Below are 19,981 nucleotides of genomic sequence, written 5' to 3'. Positions count from 1 at the left end.
AAGGTTGGCCGTGCAACGCTGCGCACAGATTCGCTGCGAGAAAGACATGGCAAGGATGGCGACGTTACCGAAAAGCGTGCTGCTGTGGGGCTGTCTTGCGATCGTCGTCCACACCGCCGCCGTGGCGGAGCCTGTGGCGAAGCCGTCGCAGCCGCTCAATCTGTCCGCCTTTGCCAAGGGCGCGCGCGCCGCTCCCGTTCGGAGCGACGGCAAGCGTGTTGCGCAGGTGCCAGCAGCCGCTGCGATGCCCGCGCCGGTGCCGTCGCCGATCGCCCAGAGCGATGCCGCGCTGACCACGTCGAGCATTGCGGGCACGCCGGCGAATGCCGATGGGGCCGCCGTCGAGCGCCGCGGTGCCGACGCCGCCGAGTTCTGCCGCAACATCTCGGATGCCGCGCTCGATGCGCGCGTCGCCTGGCAGCGCGAGCAGCTCGAGGCCACGGAAGCGAAGCTGCGCGAACGGATCGCCGAGCTCGAAGCCAAGCGTGCCGAATACGAAAAATGGCTGAAGCTGCGCGAGGACTTCCTCAAGCGTGCCGAAGACAGCGTGGTCGAGATCTATTCGGGCATGGCGCCGGATGCGGCCGCGCTGCAGATCGCCAGCATGGCCGACGATACCGCGGCGGCCGTGCTCGCCAAGCTCAAGGTGCGCAGCGCCAGCGCGATCCTCAACGAGATGGACCCGGGCCGCGCCGCTCACCTCGCCGACACCCTGGCGGGAATGCGGCGCCCCGATGATGGAAAGACCAGGAAATGAAGATGCTGCGCCTCGTGGTTCTGGCGCTGCCGCTCGGCGGCTGCGCCAACAACCTTGCCGAGCTCAATCAGGCTCCGAACATGTCGCCGATCGGTCAGGGCCTGCGCGCCGAGGCGCGCGGCGTGCCGGTCGAGCCGCGCGGCCCCTATGCGTCGGGCTACCAGTCGACGTGGGACGAGCGGCGCGATCTCTATCGCGATCCGCGCGCGGGCCGCATCGGTGACCTGCTCACCGTCACCATTTCGATGAATGACAAGGCGACGCTCGATAACAAGACCGACCGCTCGCGCGATTCCCAGATCAAGTTCGGATCGGACTTCCTGGTCGACATGTTCGGCTGGTCCAGGAAAGGCCAGGCGGACGCCAACATCAACTCCCAGAGCTCGTCGAAGGGCAGCGGCAAGATCGATCGCACCGAGGAAGTGAAGTTTTCCGTCGCCGCCGTCGTCGTCGACGTGCTGCCGAACGGCAATCTCCTGATCAGCGGCTCGCAAGAGGTGCGCGTCAACTACGAGATGCGGGTCGTGAACATTGCCGGCATCGTACGGCCGCGCGATATCGGCCGCAGCAACACCATCCCCTACGACAAGATCGGCGAGGCCCGCATCTCCTATGGCGGCCGCGGCCGGCAGATGGAGGTGCAGCAGCCCGGCTGGGGCCAGCAGGTCTATGACCAGGTCGCGCCGTTCTGATGCGCGTGGTGCGGGGGAGCGGTGCTGTCGCGGCCGACGGAGGATGTGAACCGTGAACAGCAGGATGCAATCGCTGGCTGCGCTGGCGCTGATCACGATTGTCGCCGCAACTGCCGGCGGCTTTTCGAGCTGGCATGTGCTGTCATCGGCGCAGCGCGGCGCCGATGGTCACAAGGACGGGCAGGATCGCTCGACGGCGTCGAGCTACGGCCCCGGCACCCGCTTCCGCAAGATCGCGCCGCTGGTGACCAACCTTGCCGCGCCCGCGGGCGCATGGATCCGCGTGGAAGGCTCGGTCGTCACCGATCAGCTCAACGAGGAAGAGGCCAGCGTGCTGGTCGCGCGCGTCGGCCAGGACATCGTGGCGTATCTGCGCACGCTGTCGGCCGCGCAGATCGAGGGTGCGCGCGGTCTGCAATACCTGCGCGAGGATCTCAACGAGCGGGCGGCGATCCGCTCCGCCGGCAAGGTGCGCGAACTGATCATCGAAACCCTGGTCGTGCAATGAAGCGTCTTGTTCTCGTCCTTGCTCTCGTTCTGCTTCCCACCGCCGCGCTCGCCCAGATGCCCGATCTGTCGACGCTGATCCCGTCCGGTGGCGGCAGCGCCAGCGGCCGCATGGTGCAGATGGTGGCGCTGCTGACGGTGCTGTCGCTGGCGCCGGGCCTCCTGATCATGGTCACGAGCTTCACGCGCTTCGTCGTGGCGCTGTCGTTTCTGCGTATGGGCATGGGGCTGCAGACCACGCCGGCCAACCTCGTGATGATCAGTCTTGCGCTGTTCATGACGTTCTACGTCATGGCGCCGACGTTCGATCGCGCCTGGAAGGACGGCGTCGAGCCACTGATGGCCAACAAGATCACCGAGCAGGAAGCCTATGGCAAGGTAACCGATCCGTTTCGCGATTTCATGATGGCGCACGTCCGCGAGAAGGATCTGCAATCGTTCGAAAGCCTTGCGCCAGAAGGCTTCCGCACCCGTCCGGATGGCCAGCGCATCGATCTGCGCGTGATCATTCCCGCGTTCATGATTTCCGAGTTGCGCCGCGCGTTCGAGATCGGCTTTCTCATCATCATGCCGTTCCTGGTGATCGACATGGTGGTGGCGACGCTGACCATGTCGATGGGCATGATGATGATGCCGCCGACGGTGTTCGCGCTGCCGTTCAAGGTGTTGTTCTTCGTGCTGATCGACGGCTGGAATCTCCTGACCGTCGGTCTGATGCGATCGTTCCTCTAGGCGGTGCGAGCGAGCCGCGTCCCAGGTGTCCAACGCGACGATCGTCGTTCAGGTTTGGGTAAGGTTCGCATGCTACGTCGAGATCACGACAGGTTGGGTCCACCACCCCTCGACCCAAAGGCATGATGCCGCCCTGCCGTACCGGTGAAAGCCCGGTATGTCCCGTGATCAAATCACTCACACAATAGGGACATCAAATGTCTAGCTTGCTGACCAATAGCTCCGCCATGACCGCTCTGCAAACCCTGCGGACGGTGAGCTCCAACATGGCGACCACCCAGAACCGCATCTCGACCGGCTACCGCGTCGCCACCGCGTCCGACAACTCGGCGTACTGGTCGATCGCCACCACGATGCGCTCGGACAACGAAGCGCTGTCGGCCGTGTCCGACGCCCTCGGCCTCGGCGCCGCGACCGTCGACACCATGTACACCGCGCTGACCTCCGTCGTCGGCGACAACAAGAGCGGTCTCACCGCGCTCAAGGCCAAGCTCGTCGCGGCGCGCGAGCCGGGCGTTGATCGCGGCAAGATCCAGGCCGAAGTCAAGGCCATCCAGGACGACCTCAAGAACACCTCGGACCTCGCGGTGTTCAACGGCGAGAACTGGCTGTCGGTCGATTCGACCGTCGCCGGCTACAACGCGACCAAGTCGGTCGTGTCGTCGTTCTCGCGCGTCGGCGGCACCGTCGGCATCAAGACGATCGACGTCGATACCAGCAAGATCAAGCTGTACGACGCGGCCGGCGGCACCCCCGCGGGCATCATGGACAAGCAGCGCACGGGTCCCGGCGCCACCACCGGTTCGGTTGCCACCATCGACATCTCGACGCTGACCGACTCCGCCGCTGACCAGAAGAAGCTCGACGACTACATCTCGATGGTCGATTCGGCTCTCGGCGACGTCACCCAGGCGTCCGCCAACCTCGGCGCCGTGAAGACCCGCATCGACTCGAACTCGAACTTCGTCAAGTCGCTGCGCGACGCCATCAGCCGCGGCGTCGGCCAGCTCGTCGACGCTGACATGAACGCGGAATCGACCCGTCTGCAGGCGCTGCAGGTTCAGCAGCAGCTCGGCATCCAGGCGCTGTCGATCGCGAACTCGGGCAGCCAGAGCATCCTGTCGCTGTTCCGCGGCTAATCGCCGTTCTCGTTCAATTGACACTGACGGCCGCGACGCTATGCGTCGCGGCCGTTTGTCGTTTCTGCGGTGCGCAACCCTCGGACAAGCTTCGGAGCCGAGAATCGATTCGCCAAGCACTGCAGGGGACTAGATGGTTAATCGCGAACATGCGCAACGGCTCTGGAATAACCTTCTCGAGCTCGGTCCCCGGCGCCTCACGGTCCTGGCCCTCGTCGGCCTCGCGGTATTTCTCGGCGTCGGCGGCGGCGCCTACTATCTCAGCCGCCCCGAATTCGAGGTTCTCTATACCGGCCTGTCGCGCGAGGATGTCTCGCGCGTCGGCGCGGTGCTGCGCGATGCCAACGTCGCCTTCGACGTCAACGCCACCGGCGATACCATCCTGGTCCGTCCGGGGCAGACGGCGCAGGCGCGTACGCTGCTGGCGGAGAAAGGCCTGCCGAGCAGCAGCAGCGGCGGCTACGAGCTGTTCGACAAGATCGGCTCGCTCGGCCTGACGTCGTTCATGCAGGAAGTCACGCGGGTGCGGGCGCTCGAAGGCGAGATCGCACGCACCATCCAGGTGCTCAAGGGCGTCAAGGCCGCGCGCGTCCACATCGTCATGCCGGCGCGCGGCTCGTTCCGGCGCGAGCAGCAGCCGCCGACGGCATCGGTGGTGATTCGCACCGATGGCGCCGCTGATGCGCGCACCGCGCGCTCGGTCCGCCATCTCGTCGCCGCCGCGGTCCCCGGCATGACCGCCGACAAGGTCACCGTGCTCGACAGCGAAGGCGCGCTGCTTGGCGGCGAGGACGAGGGATCGTCGCCGACCCATATGGCGACGCTGCAGCGGGCCGTCAGCCGCCTGATCCAGGAGAATGTCAGCAAGGCTTTGTCGCCCTATCTCGGCCTCGACAACTTCGAGGTCAGCGTCGCCGCCCAGCTGTCGACCGACAAGCGCCAGACCAACGAGACCGTGTACGATCCCGAGGGACGGGCCCAGCGCTCGGTGCGCAGCGTGCGCGAGAAGGAGACGTCCCAGAGTCTCGACCGCCAGACCCCGACCACGGTGCAGCAGAACCTGCCCGACCAGCAGGTCAATGCGGGGGGCGGCAAGAACTCCAACGACGAGAAGCAGCGCAAGGAAGACGTCACCAACTTCGAGGTTTCGTCCAAGACGACGACGACGGTGAGCGACGGCTATGTCGTCAACAAGCTGTTCCTGGCCGTCCTGGTCAATCGGCCGCGGATTGCGGCAAGCCTCGGTGACAAGGCCAGCGAGGCGGCGATCGATGCCAAGGTTGCCGAGATCGGGCAGATCGCCGGCACCGCCGCCGGGCTTGATCGCCAGCGCGGCGATCAGATCCAGGTCTCGGCCGTCGAGTTCATCGAAGGCGGGCGCGATTTCCCGCCGGTCCCGGCCATCACCTTCACGGAAGTCATGATGCGCCAGTCGGGCAGCTTCGTCAGCGCGGCGGCCATTGTCGCGGTGGCGGCGATGCTGATCTGGTTCGGCCTGCGGCCGGCGATCAATACCATCCTCGATTCCCGCGCCGCGGAGGTCGCCGAGCTGGAGATGCCGGAGGGCAGCGCCGGCCTGCTGGCCGCGGCGGGTGCTGCCGCCGGCGGCAGCATGGCCGAGTTGTTGCAGGAAGACGCGCCGAACCTTGTCCAGGACATCTCGCGACGCGTGCAGCACGCGCCGCAGAAGCGGCTCGAACAGATCATCCAGCTCGATGAGAAGCAGGCCGCCGCGATCCTCAAGCAATGGATCCGGCAGGAGGAGCCGACATGAGTGCCGAGAAGGTCGCGCGGCTGCTGACGCATTTCGATCAGGTCGAGCCGCCGAAGGGCGTAAGCCGGGTGGTGCCGTTCGATCAGGCGCAGCATTCCGGCGCTGCGCTGCGCGCGCCGCCGAAGCCACAGGTGGTTTCGCAGGCGGAGCCGGCGCTGCCGGAAGCTGATGATCCCTATGAGCGCGGCAAGGCCGAGGGTTATGGCGCCGCCGCGGCGGCGTTCGAGCAGCAGCTGGCCGACGAGCGCGCGCGGCTCGATGCGCAGCTCGCCGAAGAGCGTCGCAAGCTGGTGGACGAGGCCGCGACGCGGATCGCCGGCAGCATCACCGAAGCGGGAGCGCAATTCGAGGCCCGTGTCGCCGGCGTCGCCGCGCGCGTCCTCGAGCCGTTCATCTCCACGGCGATCCAGAAGCTGGCGGTCACCACCTTCGTCGAGCAGTTGTCGGGCATCGTCGGCGACGCGGCACGCCCGGTGCTGCGGGTCAGCGGTCCGGCCTCGCTGCTGGAGGCCGTGCGCAGCAAGCTCGCCGCGCGGGCAATCCCGGTGGAGCTGCGCGCCGCGCCGACAACGGAAATTTCCGTCATCGCCGACGACGTCGTGCTCGAGAGCCAGATCAAGCGCTGGGGCGAGCGCCTCAGGTTCGCGGCGCTGACCTGACATGGCTGACCAGGAACGAACCGAGCTGATCATCGTCCGCCGCCGGGCGAGTTTCGATGCCGCCGAAACCAAGAACAGCGTGTGGAAGATCGCCTACGCCGACTTCATGACGGCGATGATGGCGTTCTTTCTGGTGATGTGGCTGATCAGCGCCACCAACCAGGAGACGCGCGAGAGCGTCGCCAGCTATTTCAATCCGATCAAGCTGGCGGACTCGACGCCCGACCGCAAGGGCATCGAGGACGCGCGCCGCGTCGATCCCGGCAAGGCCGTCGAGGACGACAGCCGCCGTCCGAAGCCCGAGCCGGGGCAGTCGACGGAGCAGATGCAGCGGCCGCAGGCCGCGCAGTCGCGCGTCGGCGAGGCCGCGCTGTTCCGCGATCCGTATGCCGCCCTCACCGAGATCGCCGGCGGCACGCCGCGCACGCCGGACGCCGGCGCGCCGCTCGACGCCAGCCGCAAGGAAGGCTGGAAAGGGGGCGAGGCGTTCCGCGATCCGTTCGATCCGGCGTCGTGGCCGAGCGCCCCGGCCGCTCCCTCGGACACCGCCACACGTGGCGGCGGCCCCGAGGCGGGCAGCGCTGATGACGATACGTCGCGGGACGCCCGTGCGGCCCGCGCCACTGCCGACAAGCGCGACACGTCGGGCGATGCCGAGCCGGCGAAGGCATCGGCGAGCGCGCGCGCCAGCCAGGACACCGCCAAGGCGGTCGGCCTGTTTGCCGACGACGACGCCCAGAGCACGCCCGCGGCCAACCGCTCGCCCGCGGCCGCCGCCATGCCGCCGCCCACCCCGGTGTCCGCCGCGTCTTCCGTGGCGCAGTCGGACAGGAACGGGCCCTCGCCGGCGGCCGACAAAGGCGGAGCGACCGCTGCCGACAAGGGCGCTGCGTCCGCCCAGGCGGACAAAACGCAGCCCGCCGACAAGAAGCCGCAGAGCGAGGCGGGCAAGCTGCAGGCGGCGATCGCCGCGGCGCTCGCGCCACTCGGTACGCAACATCCGGTCGCCGACGTCCGGACCAGCAGCGAAGGCCTGCTCATCAGCCTCACCGACGACGTCAACTACGGCATGTTCGCCGTTGGCTCGGCGGAGCCGACGCCGGGTCTGGTCCGCACGCTGGACCGCATCACCCCGCTCATCGCCAGGACCGAGGGCCAGGTGATCGTGCGCGGGCATACGGATAACCGCCCGTTCCGCTCGGCCGACTACGACAACTGGCGGCTGTCGACCGCGCGCGCCCACATGGCGCAATACATGCTCATTCGCGGCGGGCTCGATGCGCGCCGCATCGAGCGCATCGAGGGCTTCGCTGACCGCCGGCCGAGAAATCCCGGCGATCCGGCGGCCGCGGAGAACCGTCGCATCGAGCTGCTCGTCCGCCCGCCGCAATCATGATCCGTGGAGCCACCATCGCCGTCGTGCTGCTTGCGCTGGCCGGCGCCGCGTCTGCCGAGGAGGCCGGCGAGCCGTATCAGCGCATCCGCGCTCTCCACGTGTTGCAGGACAACATCGCCCGTGGCAATCGCGAGGCCCATGATGCCCAGGCCGTGCTGCTCAGGCAGCTCGGCGAGGAGTTCCTCAAGGCCGATCCGGCGGTGTGGAAGGACGGGCGCAATGCGCGCGCAGTCGTGGTCTTTTTGTTGAGTGGTGGAGCGCCCGAGGTTGCCACCGCGCTGCGGGCGCAGAAGGTGCTGGCGGTCGACGAGGCGCTGCTCGACGGCGCGATCGCCTACACCGACGGCCGGCTGGATGAGGCGCGCGCGCGGCTCGGCAACCTCAAGCCGCGCGATCTGCCGCCGGCCATTGCCGCCGAGATTGCGCTGGTGCAGTCCGCGCTGGCAGTCCAGGGCAATGCCGCGACCGCGATCGATCGTCTCGACGAGGCGCGGCTGATGATGCCGGGCACGCTGGTCGAGGAGGCGGCACTGCGCCGCGAGATCTTCGTCGCCGGCCAGGGCAGCGACTTCGACCGCTTCGAGGCGTTGTCACAGCAGTACCTGCGGCGCTTTCCGCAGTCGATCTATTCCGAAAACTTCCGCCAGCGCCTGGTGCGGGCGGTCGACCGCTTCGGCTTCGCCCAGCAGCCGGAGCGCTTCCCGCGCCTCGTCGCGCTGCTCGATCAGCTCGACGGCAGCGAGCGGCCGGCGCTCTACCTGCGGATCGCGCGGGCGGCGCTGCTCAATGGCAAGGTGGAAATGGCGGATCTCGCCGCCGAGCGCGCCATGACATTGACCGAGGATGGCAGCCCTGGACGCGAGCGCGCGCGGCTCTATCGCGCGGCGGCGCGGGTGGTGACCCATGCCCATGTCGAGGCGCTGCTGGATCTCGAAGCGATCGCCGGCGATCGCCTGTCCGCGCGAGATGCGGAGCTGCTCAAGGCCGCGCTCGCGGTCGGGCGCAACGTCCGCAAGGCGGGTGTGGATCGTCCTCGCGTCATGGCCGCGCGGCCCGACGGCGGTGCGGACAGTGCACCCGGCGGTTCGCGCATCGATTTCACGCCCTCGCGCGACGCCATGCGGCGCGCTCAGGCACTGCTCGACGATTCCCAACGACAGCTGAAGCAGCAGGAGCAATGACCAGGACCGATCCGTTGATGGCCATGCTGCGCCAGCTCGCACATGGCAAGCCCGCTCTCCGCGGCGCTGCGCAGGCCGCGGCCACCGGGAAAGAGCCGCGCGACCCCAAGGCCAGAGCCGACGAGGGCAAAATCCGCGCCGATCATTTTCGCGAGCAGCTGCGCGTCGTCGCGCAAGGCGCGAAGCAAGCGCCGTGCTCCGAAACCAGGGGCGCCGACGTCGAAGCGTCGCGGGAGACCGAGCCGTCGGAGGAGCAAGCGCCCGTCCGGTCGAAGGATCGCTCGCGTCACCGCGCGGCCGACGCGACATCGTCTCACGGCGATCGCGATGCGAAGACCGCGCAGCACGACTGGCGGTCGCCCGAGGTCGCGTTGAACGCCGTGATTTCGCGTCTGGCGCAGGACGGGATGGCCCCTGGCGATCGCGATGCAGCGGAAGGTTTGGTGAAGGCTTCGGCGGAAGACGGCGATGCGCCGCATGCGGCGTCCGTTCGCGGCGGCGCCGATCACCGGGCGATGCGGCATGGCCATGGTGACGACGGCAAGGCCGCCAAAGTCGACGCCGTCTCGCTGTCGCGCGGATCGTCGTCAGCCGATGCGGCTGAACCGCGCGCGATGCCGGCCGTCAAGGTGGTGGTGCGCGAGCAGGAAACGCATTTCCAGCCTGTCGGGCAGCCGACGCTGCTGCAGAAGATCGTCGATCGCATCGCGTCGGACGCCGTCGCAGCGCCGGGCGCCGCCGCCGCTCCCGCCGCGGACACCGCCGCCGCATCGCTGCAACGCACGCCCGACGCGCCGATGCGGATGTTGACGGTGCAGCTCGATCCGCCGAATCTCGGCGCGGTGACCGTGCGGATGCGGCTCAGCGGTGACGCCATCGAGGTCAAGCTCGCCGCCGATCGTCATGACACGACGCAGCTGTTGCGCGACGAGCATGCGAGGCTGGTCGATGCGATGCAGTCGGCCGGCTACACCTTCGAGATCGCGTCGATCGATCACAGCCACACCGGTCACATGGATCCTGGCGGCGGCCAGCCGCAGGCTCAGCAGGGGCAGCATCAGCCGCAGCAGCAATCGCAGGGCGCCGCGCAGTTCAGCAGCGACAGCCCGGGTCGTCAGTCCGGCGACGCGCAGGCCGGCAGCCGTCATCACAGGCAAGGTCATGATCAGATCAATCAACCGGTCGAGCGTCCCGTGGACGAGGCGGCTGCGCCTCGCCGCACTGGCGATGCTGTCTATCTGTAGCGCGGCGACCGCGTCGCGGGCGGACGGGCCGTGCGAGCGCGAGATGGCGCGCGCCGCGCGCAGCCATGGCGTGCCGCTCGGTGTGCTCTATGCCGTGGGTCTCAGCGAGACAGGCCGCAAGGGCGTGCTCCATCCGTATGCGCTCAACATCGATGGCCGGACGCTGCGTGCCGCGGACCTGCGGCAGGCCGTGGCCGAGTTCAACGGCGCCAGAAGCAGGGGCGCCAAGCTCGTCGATCTCGGCTGCATGCAGATCAATCATCTCTATCACGGCGCGCAGTTCAGCAGCGTCGAAGCGATGTTCGATCCCGTGCGCAATGTCGACTACGCCGCGCGCTTCCTCAAGGAATTGCGCGCCCGCGAAGGCAACTGGACGATGGCAGTCGCGCGCTACAACGCAGGTCCCAACAACGTCGTGGCGCAGCGCCGTTATGTCTGCGGCGTGATCGGCCATCTCGTCGCGAGCGGCTTTGGATCATGGACGGACAAGGCGCGCGCATTCTGCGCGACGCGCGACAGCGACTCCACCGCAGGACGTGGAGCAAGCCTCACGCAAGCAAAAGCACCTCTAATGCCTTCCACTCAGAATGGAGATGAACGATGAGTCTGTATGGTGTCATGCGCACGGGTGGCTCCGGAATGACCGCGCAGTCCAACAAGCTGTCGACGGTGGCCGACAATATCGCCAACGTGAACACCTCCGGCTACAAGCGCGCCTCCACCGAGTTTTCGTCGCTGATCCTCAAGAGCGGTTCAGGCTCCTACAACTCCGGCGGCGTCGAGACGCAGGTCCGTTACGCCATCGCTGACCCGGGCCCGCTGCAGTACACGACGTCGGCGACCGATCTTGCGATTCAGGGCAACGGCTTCTTCGTCGTCTCAAACGGGGCGGGCACGCCGTTCCTCACCCGGGCGGGTTCGTTCGTGCCGGACGGCCAGGGCAATCTCGTCAATGCGGCGGGCTACTATCTAATGGGCTACAGTCTCAAGAACGGCGCGCCCAACGTCGTCGCCAACGGCCTCACCGGCCTCGATGTCGTCAACATCGCGCAGACCGCGCTGCAGGGCAACCCGTCGACCAAGGCCACCATCAGCTCCAATCTCAACGCCAACGCCGCCGTGACCGCCGGCGTGCCCAACTACACGTCGAAAACGTCGGTCGTCACCTACGACAACATCGGCAACAAGGTCACGCTCGATGTCTACATGAGCAAGACCGCGGCCGACACCTGGAACGTGCAGGTCTACAACAGCGCAAACTCCACCAATGGCGGCTTTCCGTATTCGAGCCCCGCGCTGGCCTCGAGCACGTTCACCTTCGACGTCAGCGCCACGGGCAAGGGAAAGCTCGCGGCGGCGAGCCCGACATCGATGGCGCTGACGGTGCCCGGCGGTTCGCCGATGACACTGGATTTCTCCGCCATGACGCAGGTCGCATCGGAGTTCGCGTTCAAGGCCACCGTCGACGGCAATGCGCCGAGCTCGATCGACAAGGTCGAGGTTGATCCGGCCGGCACGATGTATGCTGTTTACACGGACGGCACGCGGCTGGCGACCTACCGCATCCCGCTTGCCACCGTGCCGAGCCCGGACAATCTCGTGCCGGAAGCGGGCAACGTCTACTCGGTCGGGATCAATTCCGGCAACGTGCAGGTCGATTTCGCCGGGCGCAGCGGGCTCGGCACGATGAAGTCCGAGGCGCTCGAGCAGTCCAATGTCGACCTTGCCAGCGAACTGACGGCAATGATCGAGTCGCAGCGTGGCTACACCGCCAACTCCAAGGTGTTCCAGACCGGCGCCGACCTGCTCGACGTCCTCGTCAACCTGAAGCGCTGAGGCCTGTCCTGATGTCGCCCGCCCGGAGCCTGTCATGTCACTAACGGTCGCACTCAACTCGGCGCGCACGTCGCTGATGACGGCGGGTACGCAAGCCTCGGTGGTGTCGCGCAACATCGCCGGCGCCCAGATCGACGGCTACTCGCGCAAGAGCGTGCTGGTGGCGACGCTGCCCGGCAACGGCGTCTATGTCGCCGGCATCCAGCGTGCATCGAGCGCCGGATTGTTTGCCAACGTCCTCAAGTCGACATCGGCAGCAGCGAAGCAGGACACGTTGTACAATGGCCTGCTGCGCGTCGCCGCGACCACGGTCGACGATCCGCAGCAGGACCAGTCACCCGCGGCGCAACTGGCGAAACTCAAGACGGCGCTGCAGCAATACGCCACCGCGCCGACCAACACCACGTTCGCCGGCGCTGCAGTGACGGCTGCCAAGGGCGTGGTGACTTCGCTCAACAGCGCGACCAAGACGGTGCAGGGCGTGCGCGCCGATGCCGACGCCGACATGGCGACGTCGGTGTCGACCATCAACCAGCTGCTGGCGCAGTTCGAGACGGTCAATACCTCGATCGTCAAGGGCACCATCACCGGCGCCGACGTCGGGGACTACCTCGACCAGCGCGACAGCATCCTGTCGAAGCTGTCGCAGGAGGTCGGCATCACCGTGGCCACCCGCGCCAACAACGACACTGTGATCTATACGGATTCCGGCGTCACGCTGTTCGAGACAAATGCCCGCGCGGTCACGTTCAGCCCGACCAACGCCTATACTGCCGGCACATCCGGCAACGCCGTCTATATCGACGGCGTGCCGGTGACCGGGGCGTCGGCTGTGATGCCGATCCATGGCGGCAATCTGGCCGGCCTCGCGACGCTGCGCGACAGCACGACGGTGACGTATCAGCGCCAGCTTGACGAGATCGCCCGCGGGCTGGTCGAAACCTTTGCCGAGAGCGACCAGAGCGGCGGCGGGCTGCCCGATGTGCCCGGCCTGTTCACCTATCCCGGCGCGCCGGCCATGCCGCCGTCGGGCACGATCTCGGCCGGTCTCGCCGGGTCTATCTTCGTCAATCCGTCGGTCGATCAGACCGCGGGGGGCAATCCAAGCCTGCTGAGGGACGGTGCCATCTCCGGCAACCCCGCCTATCGCTACAACACCACCGGAGCGACCGGTTTTTCGGCGCGGCTGCAGCAGATGGTCGACAGCATGGGCGCCAACCGTCCATTCGATCCGGTTGCGCAGGGCAAGCCCAGCGGTAGCCTCGTGGACTTCGCCGGCTCGTCCGTGAGCTGGCTCGAGGCGCAGCGCAAGAACACCAACGCGGAAGCCACCTACAGCCAGACGCTGCTGGAACGCAGCGCCGAGGCCCTTTCGAACGTCAGCGGCGTCAACATGGACGACGAGATGTCGTTCATGTTGCAGGTCGAGCGGACGTTCTCGGCGTCTTCGAAGCTGATTTCGACGGTTGATGCGATGCTCAAAGATCTTCTGGCTGCGGTGAGGTAAGACGATGGCGACGACATTCATCTCGACGAACGCGATTTCGATGACCCTGCGCCTGTCGGCGATGAAGAGCCAGGTCGCGCTGTCCAAGGCGACCCAGGAGGCGACCAACGGGCGTTTTGCGGACGTCGGTCTTGATCTCGGCGCGCTGGCCGGCCGCGACGTCACCTTGCGGGCGGATCTGCTCGACATCGAAAAGATGGTCGATACCAACGCCCTGGTGTCCGGTCGCCTCGACGTCGCGCAGCAGCGCGTCACCGATCTCATCGGCACTGCCCAGTCGTTCCAGAAGGATCTGCTGGCGTCGCGCAACTCGGCCAACGGCGCCAACATTATCCTGCCGTCGGCGAAAGCCAATCTCGGTGGCCTGCTGGCGACACTGAACGTCACGATGGACGGCCAGTATCTGTTCGGCGGCATCAACACGTCGGTACAGCCGGTCACGACCTATGCCGCGGGATCGCCGGCCAAGGCTGCGGTCGATGCGGCCTTCCTGGCGAATTTCGGCTTTCCGCAGTCGTCGCCCGCGGCGTCCGGCATCAGCGCGTCGGCGATGCAGAACTTCCTCGATACGACATTCAAGGCGCAGTTCGCAGATCCAGCTTGGGGCACGAACTGGTCGGCCGCGTCGGATCAGGTGATGACCAGCCGGATCTCCACCACGGAGACCATCAACAGTTCGGTAAGCGCCAACGAGCCCGCATTCCGCAAGCTGGCCATGGCCTACACCATGCTGAGCGACCTCGGCACGCAGAACCTCAACCAGGCGGCATTCCAGACCGTCGTCGACTCGGCAACCAAGGTCATCGGCGACGCCATCAACGATCTCGCCGGCGTCGGTGCCAAGATCGGCACCGCGCAGGAGCAGACCACCAACGCGACCGGCCGTCTCAAGGTCCAGGGAGATCTCATCACCAAGCAGGTCACCGCGATGGAAAAGGTCGATCCCGCCGAAGCGTCGGTCCGCGTCACCAGTCTGCAGAATCAGCTGGAGATGTCGCTGGCGCTGACCACGCGCATCCAGAAGCTCAGCATCCTGAACTATCTCTGATCGGCGCGTCGCCGGTTCGCAGCCGATTGCACAACAGATGACATTTTCCAGTTACGATACGGTGATCGAAGATGGCAGCCGCGAGGCGCGCGGCCGCGAGCGCGAAGCCCTGAACCACGGCATCGACCTGCTGACCCGGCTGGGTGGCGGTCAACTCGTCCCGCCGCAGGATGCCGAAGCGCTGCTGTTCGTTCGCAAGCTGTGGACGTTCTTTGTGCAGGACCTGTCCAGTGACCGCAACGGGTTGCCGGAAAAGCTGCGCGCCGAACTCATCTCGATCGGTCTTTGGGTGATCGGGGAAGCCGATCGGGTGCGCGAGGAGAGGTCGACCGATGTCGCGCAACTGCTCGGCATCAACATCATCATCCGGGACGCGCTGGCATGAAGAAGCCGATGTGCATCTCGCTGCGCGCCGGCGAGCGAATCTATATCAACGGCGCCGTGCTGCGGGTTGATCGCAAGGTCACGCTCGAGTTGGTCAACGACGTCAACTTCCTTCTGGAAAACCAGGTGATGCAGGTGACGGAGGCGACAACGCCGCTGCGCCAGCTGTATTTCGTCGTTCAACTCATGCTGATGACGCCGCAGGACGTCTCGGACGCGCTCGCGATCTATTGCGAACAATATGGCGCGCTGCGGCGGGTCTCCGAGAACGGCGAAATTCTCACCGGCCTCGCCGCCATCAACGAGCTGGTCGATGCCAGGCGCTACTATGAGGCGCTGCGCAGGATCCGCGCTTTGTTCGTGATCGAACAGGTCATTCTCAGCGGCGGCGACGCGCCCCCGACGGCTCCTGCCGTCGATCGGCTGAACACGGCGACAGCACCGGCGCTGCCGCGCTCCACCGAAGTTGCCTGAATCCAGGGAGAACATCATGGCTGTCGACGGCGTATCCTCGACGCGCTCTGCGACGAGCAAGACCACAGACGGTACGGCACCGCCGACCACGGTGAACTACAACCAGTTTCTGCAACTGCTGATCGCGCAGATGAAGAATCAGGATCCGACCAATCCGACCGACATGACGCAGTACATGAGCCAGTTCGCGCAGCTCTCGGCGATCGAGCAGGCGGTGCAGACCAACACCAAGCTCGATACGCTGCTGTCGTCCACGGCGCTGTCCCAGGCGGAGAGCCTGATCGGGCGGACCGCCACTTTCACCACGCCCGACGGCCAGAGCACCACCAGCAAGATCAAGTCCGTACGCATCATCCAGGGCGGCGCCGTGGCGAGCCTCGAGAACGGTACCGAAGTCAAGCTCGGACCTGGCATCACCATCAGCTGACGCCGCACCAGGCGCCGTTGCGCCGCCGCCCGGCGGCGGTCGCGATCGGCGCGCGAGGCGGACTGTCGCGCCGCTGCGCTGCACCCTGCGTCGCCATGACAGTCATCGCACAGCCCGGGATCTTTTCATGAATGAACGCGATGCGCTCGATATCGTCCAGCAGGCCATCTGGACCATCATCGTGGCGTCGGGGCCGGCGGTCGGCGCGGCGATGCTGGTCGGCGTCGCCATCGCGCTGCTGCAGGCGCTGACGCAGGTGCAGGAAATGACCCTGACCTTCATCCCCAAGATCGTGGTCATGCTGATCGTGGCCGCGGTGTCCGGCTCGTTCATGGGGGCGCACATCTACGCCTTCACCGAGCTGCTCTATGCCCGGATCGAACACGGCTTCTGACGCCCGCCGCCACCCTCGCACAAGCTAGCGATTGCAAGGTGCGGCCGTGACGTGTTCGCGGGATTCTTCATGACAGACACCCTGATCCGGGGGCTTCCGAACGAGCGGCGGATCGGCGCCGACGTCGCCTTTGCGGTCGGCATCGTCGCCATCGTGACCATGCTGGTGCTGCCGGTTCCAGCCTTGCTGATCGACGTCGGGCTGGCGTTTTCGATCGCGCTGTCGGCCCTGATCCTGATGGTGGCGCTGTGGATCCAGCGTCCGCTGGATTTCTCGGCGTTCCCGACCGTGCTCCTGATCGCCACCATCCTGCGCCTCGCGCTCAACGTGGCGACGACGCGTGTGATCCTGTCGCGCGGCGCCGAGGGCGAGCACGCGGCGGGCTACGTCGTCGCCGGATTCTCGAAATTCGTGATGGGCGGTGACTTCGTCATCGGCCTGATCATTTTCGCCATCCTGGTGACCGTCAACTTCGTCGTCATCACCAAGGGCGCGACCCGCATCGCCGAGGTCGGCGCCCGCTTCACGCTCGATGCGATTCCCGGCAAGCAGATGGCGATCGACGCCGACCTGTCGGCGGGATTGATCGACGACAAGGAAGCGCAGCGCCGGCGCCGCGAGCTCGAAGAAGAGAGTGCCTTCTTCGGCGCCATGGACGGTGCTTCCAAGTTCGTGCGTGGCGACGCCATCGCCGGCCTGATCATCACCGCCATCAATATCTTCGGCGGCATTGTCATCGGTGTCACCCATCATGGCCTGCCGCTGGCCCGCGCGGCGGATGTGTTCACCAAGCTGTCGGTTGGCGACGGTCTGGTGTCGCAGATACCAGCGCTCATCGTGTCGCTGTCGGCGGGCCTTCTGGTGTCCAAGGGCGGCACGCGCGGCTCGGCCGAGGAGATGGTGCTCAAGCAGCTCGGCGCGTACCCGCGCGCCACGTCCGTCGCAGCGCTGATGATGTTCGTGCTGGGGTTGATGCCTGGGCTGCCGTTGCTGCCATTCGCCTTTCTCGGCGGCGTCATGGCGTTCATGAGCTACGCGCTGCCGCGGCGGCAGGCCGCGCGCCGCAAGCAGGAGGAGACGGTTGCGGCGCAGGAGCGCGAACAGGCGCAGGCCGATTCCAAGGAATCGATCAAGGAATTCCTCAAGACCGCGGACATCGAGCTCTGCGTCGGCAGCCAGCTCGCCGTCCAGATGCTGCATGCCCGCGGCGAACTCAGCCATCGCGTCAGCAAGATCAGGCGCCGCTTCGCCACGCAGTACGGCTTCGTCATACCCGAGATCAAGCTGGCCGACGACATTGCGATCGGACCAAAGACCTATCGCATCAAGATCCACGGCACCATCGTGGCGCAGCACGAACTGCGCCTGGGCGAGGTTCTCGTGCTGTTCGACGGGATACGCCAGCCGGACGTGCCAGGCGACGAGACCACCGAGCCGGCGTTCGGTATGAAGGCGATGTGGGTGCCCGAGACCTTCCTCGCCGATGTCCGCAAGGATGGCTTCAAGGTCGCCGACAACATGTCGGTGCTGCTCACGCATCTCAGCGAGGTGGTGCGCGGCAATCTCGCGCAGTTGCTGTCCTACAAGGACATGCGCGCGCTGCTCGATCGGCTCGATCCGGAATACAAGCGGCTGATCGAGGACATCTGCCCGTCCCAGATCTCGTACTCGGGTCTGCAGGCGGTGCTGAAGCTGTTGCTGGCCGAGCGCATTTCGATCCGCAACCTGCATCTCATTCTCGAGGCGGTCGCCGAAATCGTGCCGTATGTGCGGCGCGCCGAGCATATCGTCGAACATGTTCGCATGCGCATCGCGCAGCAGATCTGCGGTGATTTCGCCGACGATGGCGTGCTCAAGGTGTTGCGGCTCGGCAACCGCTGGGACCTTGCGTTCCACCAGAGCCTCAAGCGCGATGCCAAGGGCGAGATCATCGAGTTCGATGCCGATCCGCGCCTGGTCGAGCAATTTGCGGCCGATGTATCGACCATGGTTCGCAAGGCGATGTCCGAGGGCGAGAGCGTCGTACTGGTTGCTCCGCCGGAAGTGCGGCCCTATGTGCGCATGATCACGGAGCGCGTGTTCCCGACGCTGCCGGTGTTGTCGCACGTCGAGATCGCGCGGGGCGTCGAGGTCAAGTCGCTGGGAGCGATTTCTTGACCGCGTCGGTCCCGGCCACGGTCCTCGCGACCTTCCTGATCTTCTGCCGCGTCGGCACCTGCCTGATGGTCGCGCCCGGCTTTTCGCGCGCCAACGTTCCGGTCCAGGTGCGGCTATTCCTGGCGATCAACATCACGTTGATGCTGGCACCGTTGCTCGAAGCCACGGTGCGGCCGGCGGTGGAAGGGGCTGCGACGCCGGTTGTCGTCCGCGCGATCGGGTCGGAACTGGTGATCGGCTTTCTGATCGGCCTCTCCGCGCGCGTCTTCTTTCTGGCGCTGGAGACCATGGCGACCATGATCGCCTCCAATATCGGCCTCAGCGGCATCGCCGGTACGATGGAAGACGGCGAGCACGTACCGGCGCTCGTGCCGCTGATCACGCTGCCAGCGGTCGTGCTGCTGTTTCTTACCGATCAGCATTGGGAGTTGCTGCGCGGCCTGATCGGATCGTACCGCCTGTGGTCGCCGACAGCGGTCGTCAGCAGCGAAGCGGCGCTGTCGCAGCTCACCGACAATCTGTCGCAGGCTTTCGTGCTGACGTTGCGGGTGGCAAGCCCGTTCGTGATCTACGGCATCGTCGTCAACCTCGCCATCGGCCTCGCCAACAAGCTGACGCCCACCATTCCGGTCTATTTCATCTCGCTGCCGTTCGTGCTGTTCGGCGGCCTGATGCTGCTCTATCTCACCGGGCGCGAACTCGTGCAGCAGTTCGCGATCGCATTTGCGTCATGGCTCGGCGGGTGAGGCGATAATGACGCGCGAACGCAAGATCCGCCGGCTCGTCGCCGTCCAGCTGCGGTTGCATGAGCTGGCGCAGTGGGAGCTGATGGATTGCAGCGCCCGCGAGCACGAGGCCGAGGAGCGCCAGCGCCGCATCATCGAAGGCTTCAACGCCGCCTGCGGCATGCCGGCGCTGGCGGCGCAGACCGCGAGCCGCAACCTGAGGTCGGCGAGTATCGCGCGCGAGACCCTCGCGCGGACCAGGGAGACGCTCGCCGCACAGGCGCTGGCCGAGGCGCGCAAGCTCAAGCAGGTTCAGCGTGTGTCCGATGCCGCGGACCGCAGCGCGGCGCGCACCGACGAGAAGCGCGCCCTCGAAGACATTATCGATGCCGCGGCGCGCCGCGCACAGGACAGGGAACGACAAGCCATGACATCACTGCCGCATGCCGTGCGGGGCCGCCCATGACCGTCGCGCCGGTGCAGGATCTGATCGTCGACGTCATGTCGGCCGCGGACCCCGCGGTGCAGCGGCTCGCGGAGACGCGGCTCGAGCGGCTGTCGAGCGCGGCAGGCGGGACCTTCGTGGCCGAGATGGACGGGCGTATCGCCGCGGGCAGGCTCGCGCAGGCAGGGCCGCATGCCCCGTCGGCCGATGCACAGCTGCCGGTGCTGCCTGTCGACAGCGGTCATGCCCCGGTTGTCCGCCAGGTCAAGGACGGCCGCGCCGTCTATCGCAAGTTCGAGGCGTTCGTCCTGCAGACGTTCGTGGAATCGATGCTGCCGGAGGGCGCGAGCGAGGTCTTCGGCAAGGGCACAGCCGGCACAATCTGGCGGTCGATGCTGGCCGAGCAGATCGGCAACGAGATGGCCAAGGGTGACGGCATCGGCATTGCGAAGCAACTGGCCAAGTCGCGCTCGACCGCCTTGCCGGCAAGCGGCGAGGGCTAG

Annotated in this window: 21 protein-coding genes and 1 pseudogene; all 22 read left to right on the top strand. The window is 66.6% G+C overall.

The genetic code is table 11. From position 1 onward, the window contains the following. Positions 1 to 46 precede the first annotated feature (46 nt). The 22 genes and pseudogenes from JQ639_RS33995 to JQ639_RS33890 all read left to right on the top strand — a co-directional run bounded on the left by JQ639_RS33995 (position 47) and on the right by JQ639_RS33890 (position 19,981). The gene (locus JQ639_RS33995) at positions 47 to 757 is read left to right on the top strand and encodes a MotE family protein (RefSeq protein ID WP_249123459.1); all 711 of its coding nucleotides are present in this window, start codon (positions 47 to 49) and stop codon (positions 755 to 757) included. Further along, a complete protein-coding gene (gene flgH / locus JQ639_RS33990; RefSeq protein WP_211969007.1) occupies positions 754 to 1,449 on the top strand; it encodes a flagellar basal body L-ring protein FlgH in 696 nt (231 codons plus the stop codon). The genes JQ639_RS33995 and flgH overlap by 4 nt, the downstream gene beginning before the upstream one ends. Before the next feature lie 52 nt (positions 1,450 to 1,501). Continuing rightward, positions 1,502 to 1,957: a flagellar basal body-associated FliL family protein gene (locus JQ639_RS33985; protein ID WP_349644584.1), complete on the top strand. Its 456-nt coding sequence runs from the start codon at positions 1,502 to 1,504 to the stop codon at positions 1,955 to 1,957. After that, positions 1,954 to 2,688, top strand: coding sequence for a flagellar type III secretion system pore protein FliP (gene fliP, locus JQ639_RS33980; RefSeq protein ID WP_211969008.1), 735 nt, complete (start codon positions 1,954 to 1,956; stop codon positions 2,686 to 2,688). Before JQ639_RS33985 ends, fliP begins: the two co-directional genes overlap by 4 nt. 197 nt (positions 2,689 to 2,885) lie before the next feature. Further along, positions 2,886 to 3,827, top strand: a complete 942-nt coding sequence (locus JQ639_RS33975; RefSeq protein WP_211969009.1) for a flagellin N-terminal helical domain-containing protein — start codon at positions 2,886 to 2,888, stop codon at positions 3,825 to 3,827. Between the two features lie 133 nt (positions 3,828 to 3,960). Next, entirely contained in the window at positions 3,961 to 5,601 is a 1,641-nt protein-coding gene (fliF, locus tag JQ639_RS33970) for a flagellar basal-body MS-ring/collar protein FliF (protein ID WP_211969010.1), read from the top strand. Next, the gene (locus JQ639_RS33965) at positions 5,598 to 6,260 is read left to right on the top strand and encodes a hypothetical protein (protein ID WP_211969011.1); all 663 of its coding nucleotides are present in this window, start codon (positions 5,598 to 5,600) and stop codon (positions 6,258 to 6,260) included. The genes fliF and JQ639_RS33965 overlap by 4 nt, the downstream gene beginning before the upstream one ends. 1 nt (position 6,261) lies before the next feature. Continuing rightward, entirely contained in the window at positions 6,262 to 7,656 is a 1,395-nt protein-coding gene (locus tag JQ639_RS33960; RefSeq protein ID WP_211969012.1) for a MotB family protein, read from the top strand. Continuing rightward, complete coding sequence (locus JQ639_RS33955) at positions 7,653 to 8,837, top strand: MotC family chemotaxis protein (RefSeq protein ID WP_211969013.1); 1,185 nt, start codon at positions 7,653 to 7,655, stop codon at positions 8,835 to 8,837. The genes JQ639_RS33960 and JQ639_RS33955 overlap by 4 nt, the downstream gene beginning before the upstream one ends. After that, positions 8,834 to 10,081, top strand: coding sequence for a flagellar hook-length control protein FliK (fliK, locus tag JQ639_RS33950; protein WP_211969014.1), 1,248 nt, complete (start codon positions 8,834 to 8,836; stop codon positions 10,079 to 10,081). The genes JQ639_RS33955 and fliK overlap by 4 nt, the downstream gene beginning before the upstream one ends. Beyond that, a pseudogene (locus tag JQ639_RS33945) lies at positions 10,065 to 10,589 on the top strand (transglycosylase SLT domain-containing protein); the annotation flags it as partial. The gene fliK and the pseudogene JQ639_RS33945, both read left to right, overlap by 17 nt. Positions 10,590 to 10,681: 92 nt before the next feature. Then, positions 10,682 to 11,917, top strand: coding sequence for a flagellar hook protein FlgE (locus JQ639_RS33940; protein WP_211969016.1), 1,236 nt, complete (start codon positions 10,682 to 10,684; stop codon positions 11,915 to 11,917). Between the two features lie 34 nt (positions 11,918 to 11,951). After that, on the top strand, positions 11,952 to 13,424 hold the full coding sequence (gene flgK, locus JQ639_RS33935; RefSeq protein ID WP_211969017.1) for a flagellar hook-associated protein FlgK: 1,473 nt from the start codon (positions 11,952 to 11,954) through the stop codon (positions 13,422 to 13,424). A gap of 4 nt (positions 13,425 to 13,428) precedes the next feature. Beyond that, complete coding sequence (locus JQ639_RS33930) at positions 13,429 to 14,472, top strand: flagellar hook-associated family protein (RefSeq protein ID WP_211969018.1); 1,044 nt, start codon at positions 13,429 to 13,431, stop codon at positions 14,470 to 14,472. Between the two features lie 37 nt (positions 14,473 to 14,509). Beyond that, positions 14,510 to 14,857: a flagellar biosynthesis regulator FlaF gene (flaF, locus tag JQ639_RS33925; protein ID WP_211969019.1), complete on the top strand. Its 348-nt coding sequence runs from the start codon at positions 14,510 to 14,512 to the stop codon at positions 14,855 to 14,857. Between the two features lie 8 nt (positions 14,858 to 14,865). Further along, positions 14,866 to 15,330 carry a flagellar biosynthesis repressor FlbT gene (gene flbT, locus JQ639_RS33920; RefSeq protein ID WP_211969091.1) on the top strand — a complete coding sequence of 155 codons (465 nt, stop codon included), beginning with the start codon at positions 14,866 to 14,868 and terminating at the stop codon, positions 15,328 to 15,330. A 16-nt stretch (positions 15,331 to 15,346) separates the two neighbouring features. Further along, the gene (gene flgD, locus JQ639_RS33915) at positions 15,347 to 15,757 is read left to right on the top strand and encodes a flagellar hook assembly protein FlgD (protein WP_211969020.1); all 411 of its coding nucleotides are present in this window, start codon (positions 15,347 to 15,349) and stop codon (positions 15,755 to 15,757) included. A gap of 127 nt (positions 15,758 to 15,884) precedes the next feature. After that, positions 15,885 to 16,151, top strand: a complete 267-nt coding sequence (fliQ, locus tag JQ639_RS33910) for a flagellar biosynthesis protein FliQ (protein ID WP_211969021.1) — start codon at positions 15,885 to 15,887, stop codon at positions 16,149 to 16,151. A 69-nt stretch (positions 16,152 to 16,220) separates the two neighbouring features. Then, positions 16,221 to 18,308: a flagellar biosynthesis protein FlhA gene (flhA, locus tag JQ639_RS33905; protein ID WP_211969022.1), complete on the top strand. Its 2,088-nt coding sequence runs from the start codon at positions 16,221 to 16,223 to the stop codon at positions 18,306 to 18,308. Then, entirely contained in the window at positions 18,305 to 19,054 is a 750-nt protein-coding gene (gene fliR / locus JQ639_RS33900) for a flagellar biosynthesis protein FliR (RefSeq protein WP_211969023.1), read from the top strand. Before flhA ends, fliR begins: the two co-directional genes overlap by 4 nt. Positions 19,055 to 19,061: 7 nt before the next feature. Then, positions 19,062 to 19,499 carry a hypothetical protein gene (locus JQ639_RS33895; RefSeq protein ID WP_249123460.1) on the top strand — a complete coding sequence of 146 codons (438 nt, stop codon included), beginning with the start codon at positions 19,062 to 19,064 and terminating at the stop codon, positions 19,497 to 19,499. Continuing rightward, complete coding sequence (locus JQ639_RS33890) at positions 19,496 to 19,981, top strand: rod-binding protein (protein ID WP_211969024.1); 486 nt, start codon at positions 19,496 to 19,498, stop codon at positions 19,979 to 19,981. Before JQ639_RS33895 ends, JQ639_RS33890 begins: the two co-directional genes overlap by 4 nt.

Source organism: Bradyrhizobium sp. U87765 SZCCT0048 (assembly GCF_018131225.1).
In the GTDB taxonomy this organism is placed as follows: Bacteria; Pseudomonadota; Alphaproteobacteria; order Rhizobiales; family Xanthobacteraceae; genus Bradyrhizobium_A.
The sequence above is the reverse complement of the archived record's forward strand: the minus strand, read 5'-3'. Positions and strand labels throughout refer to the sequence as shown.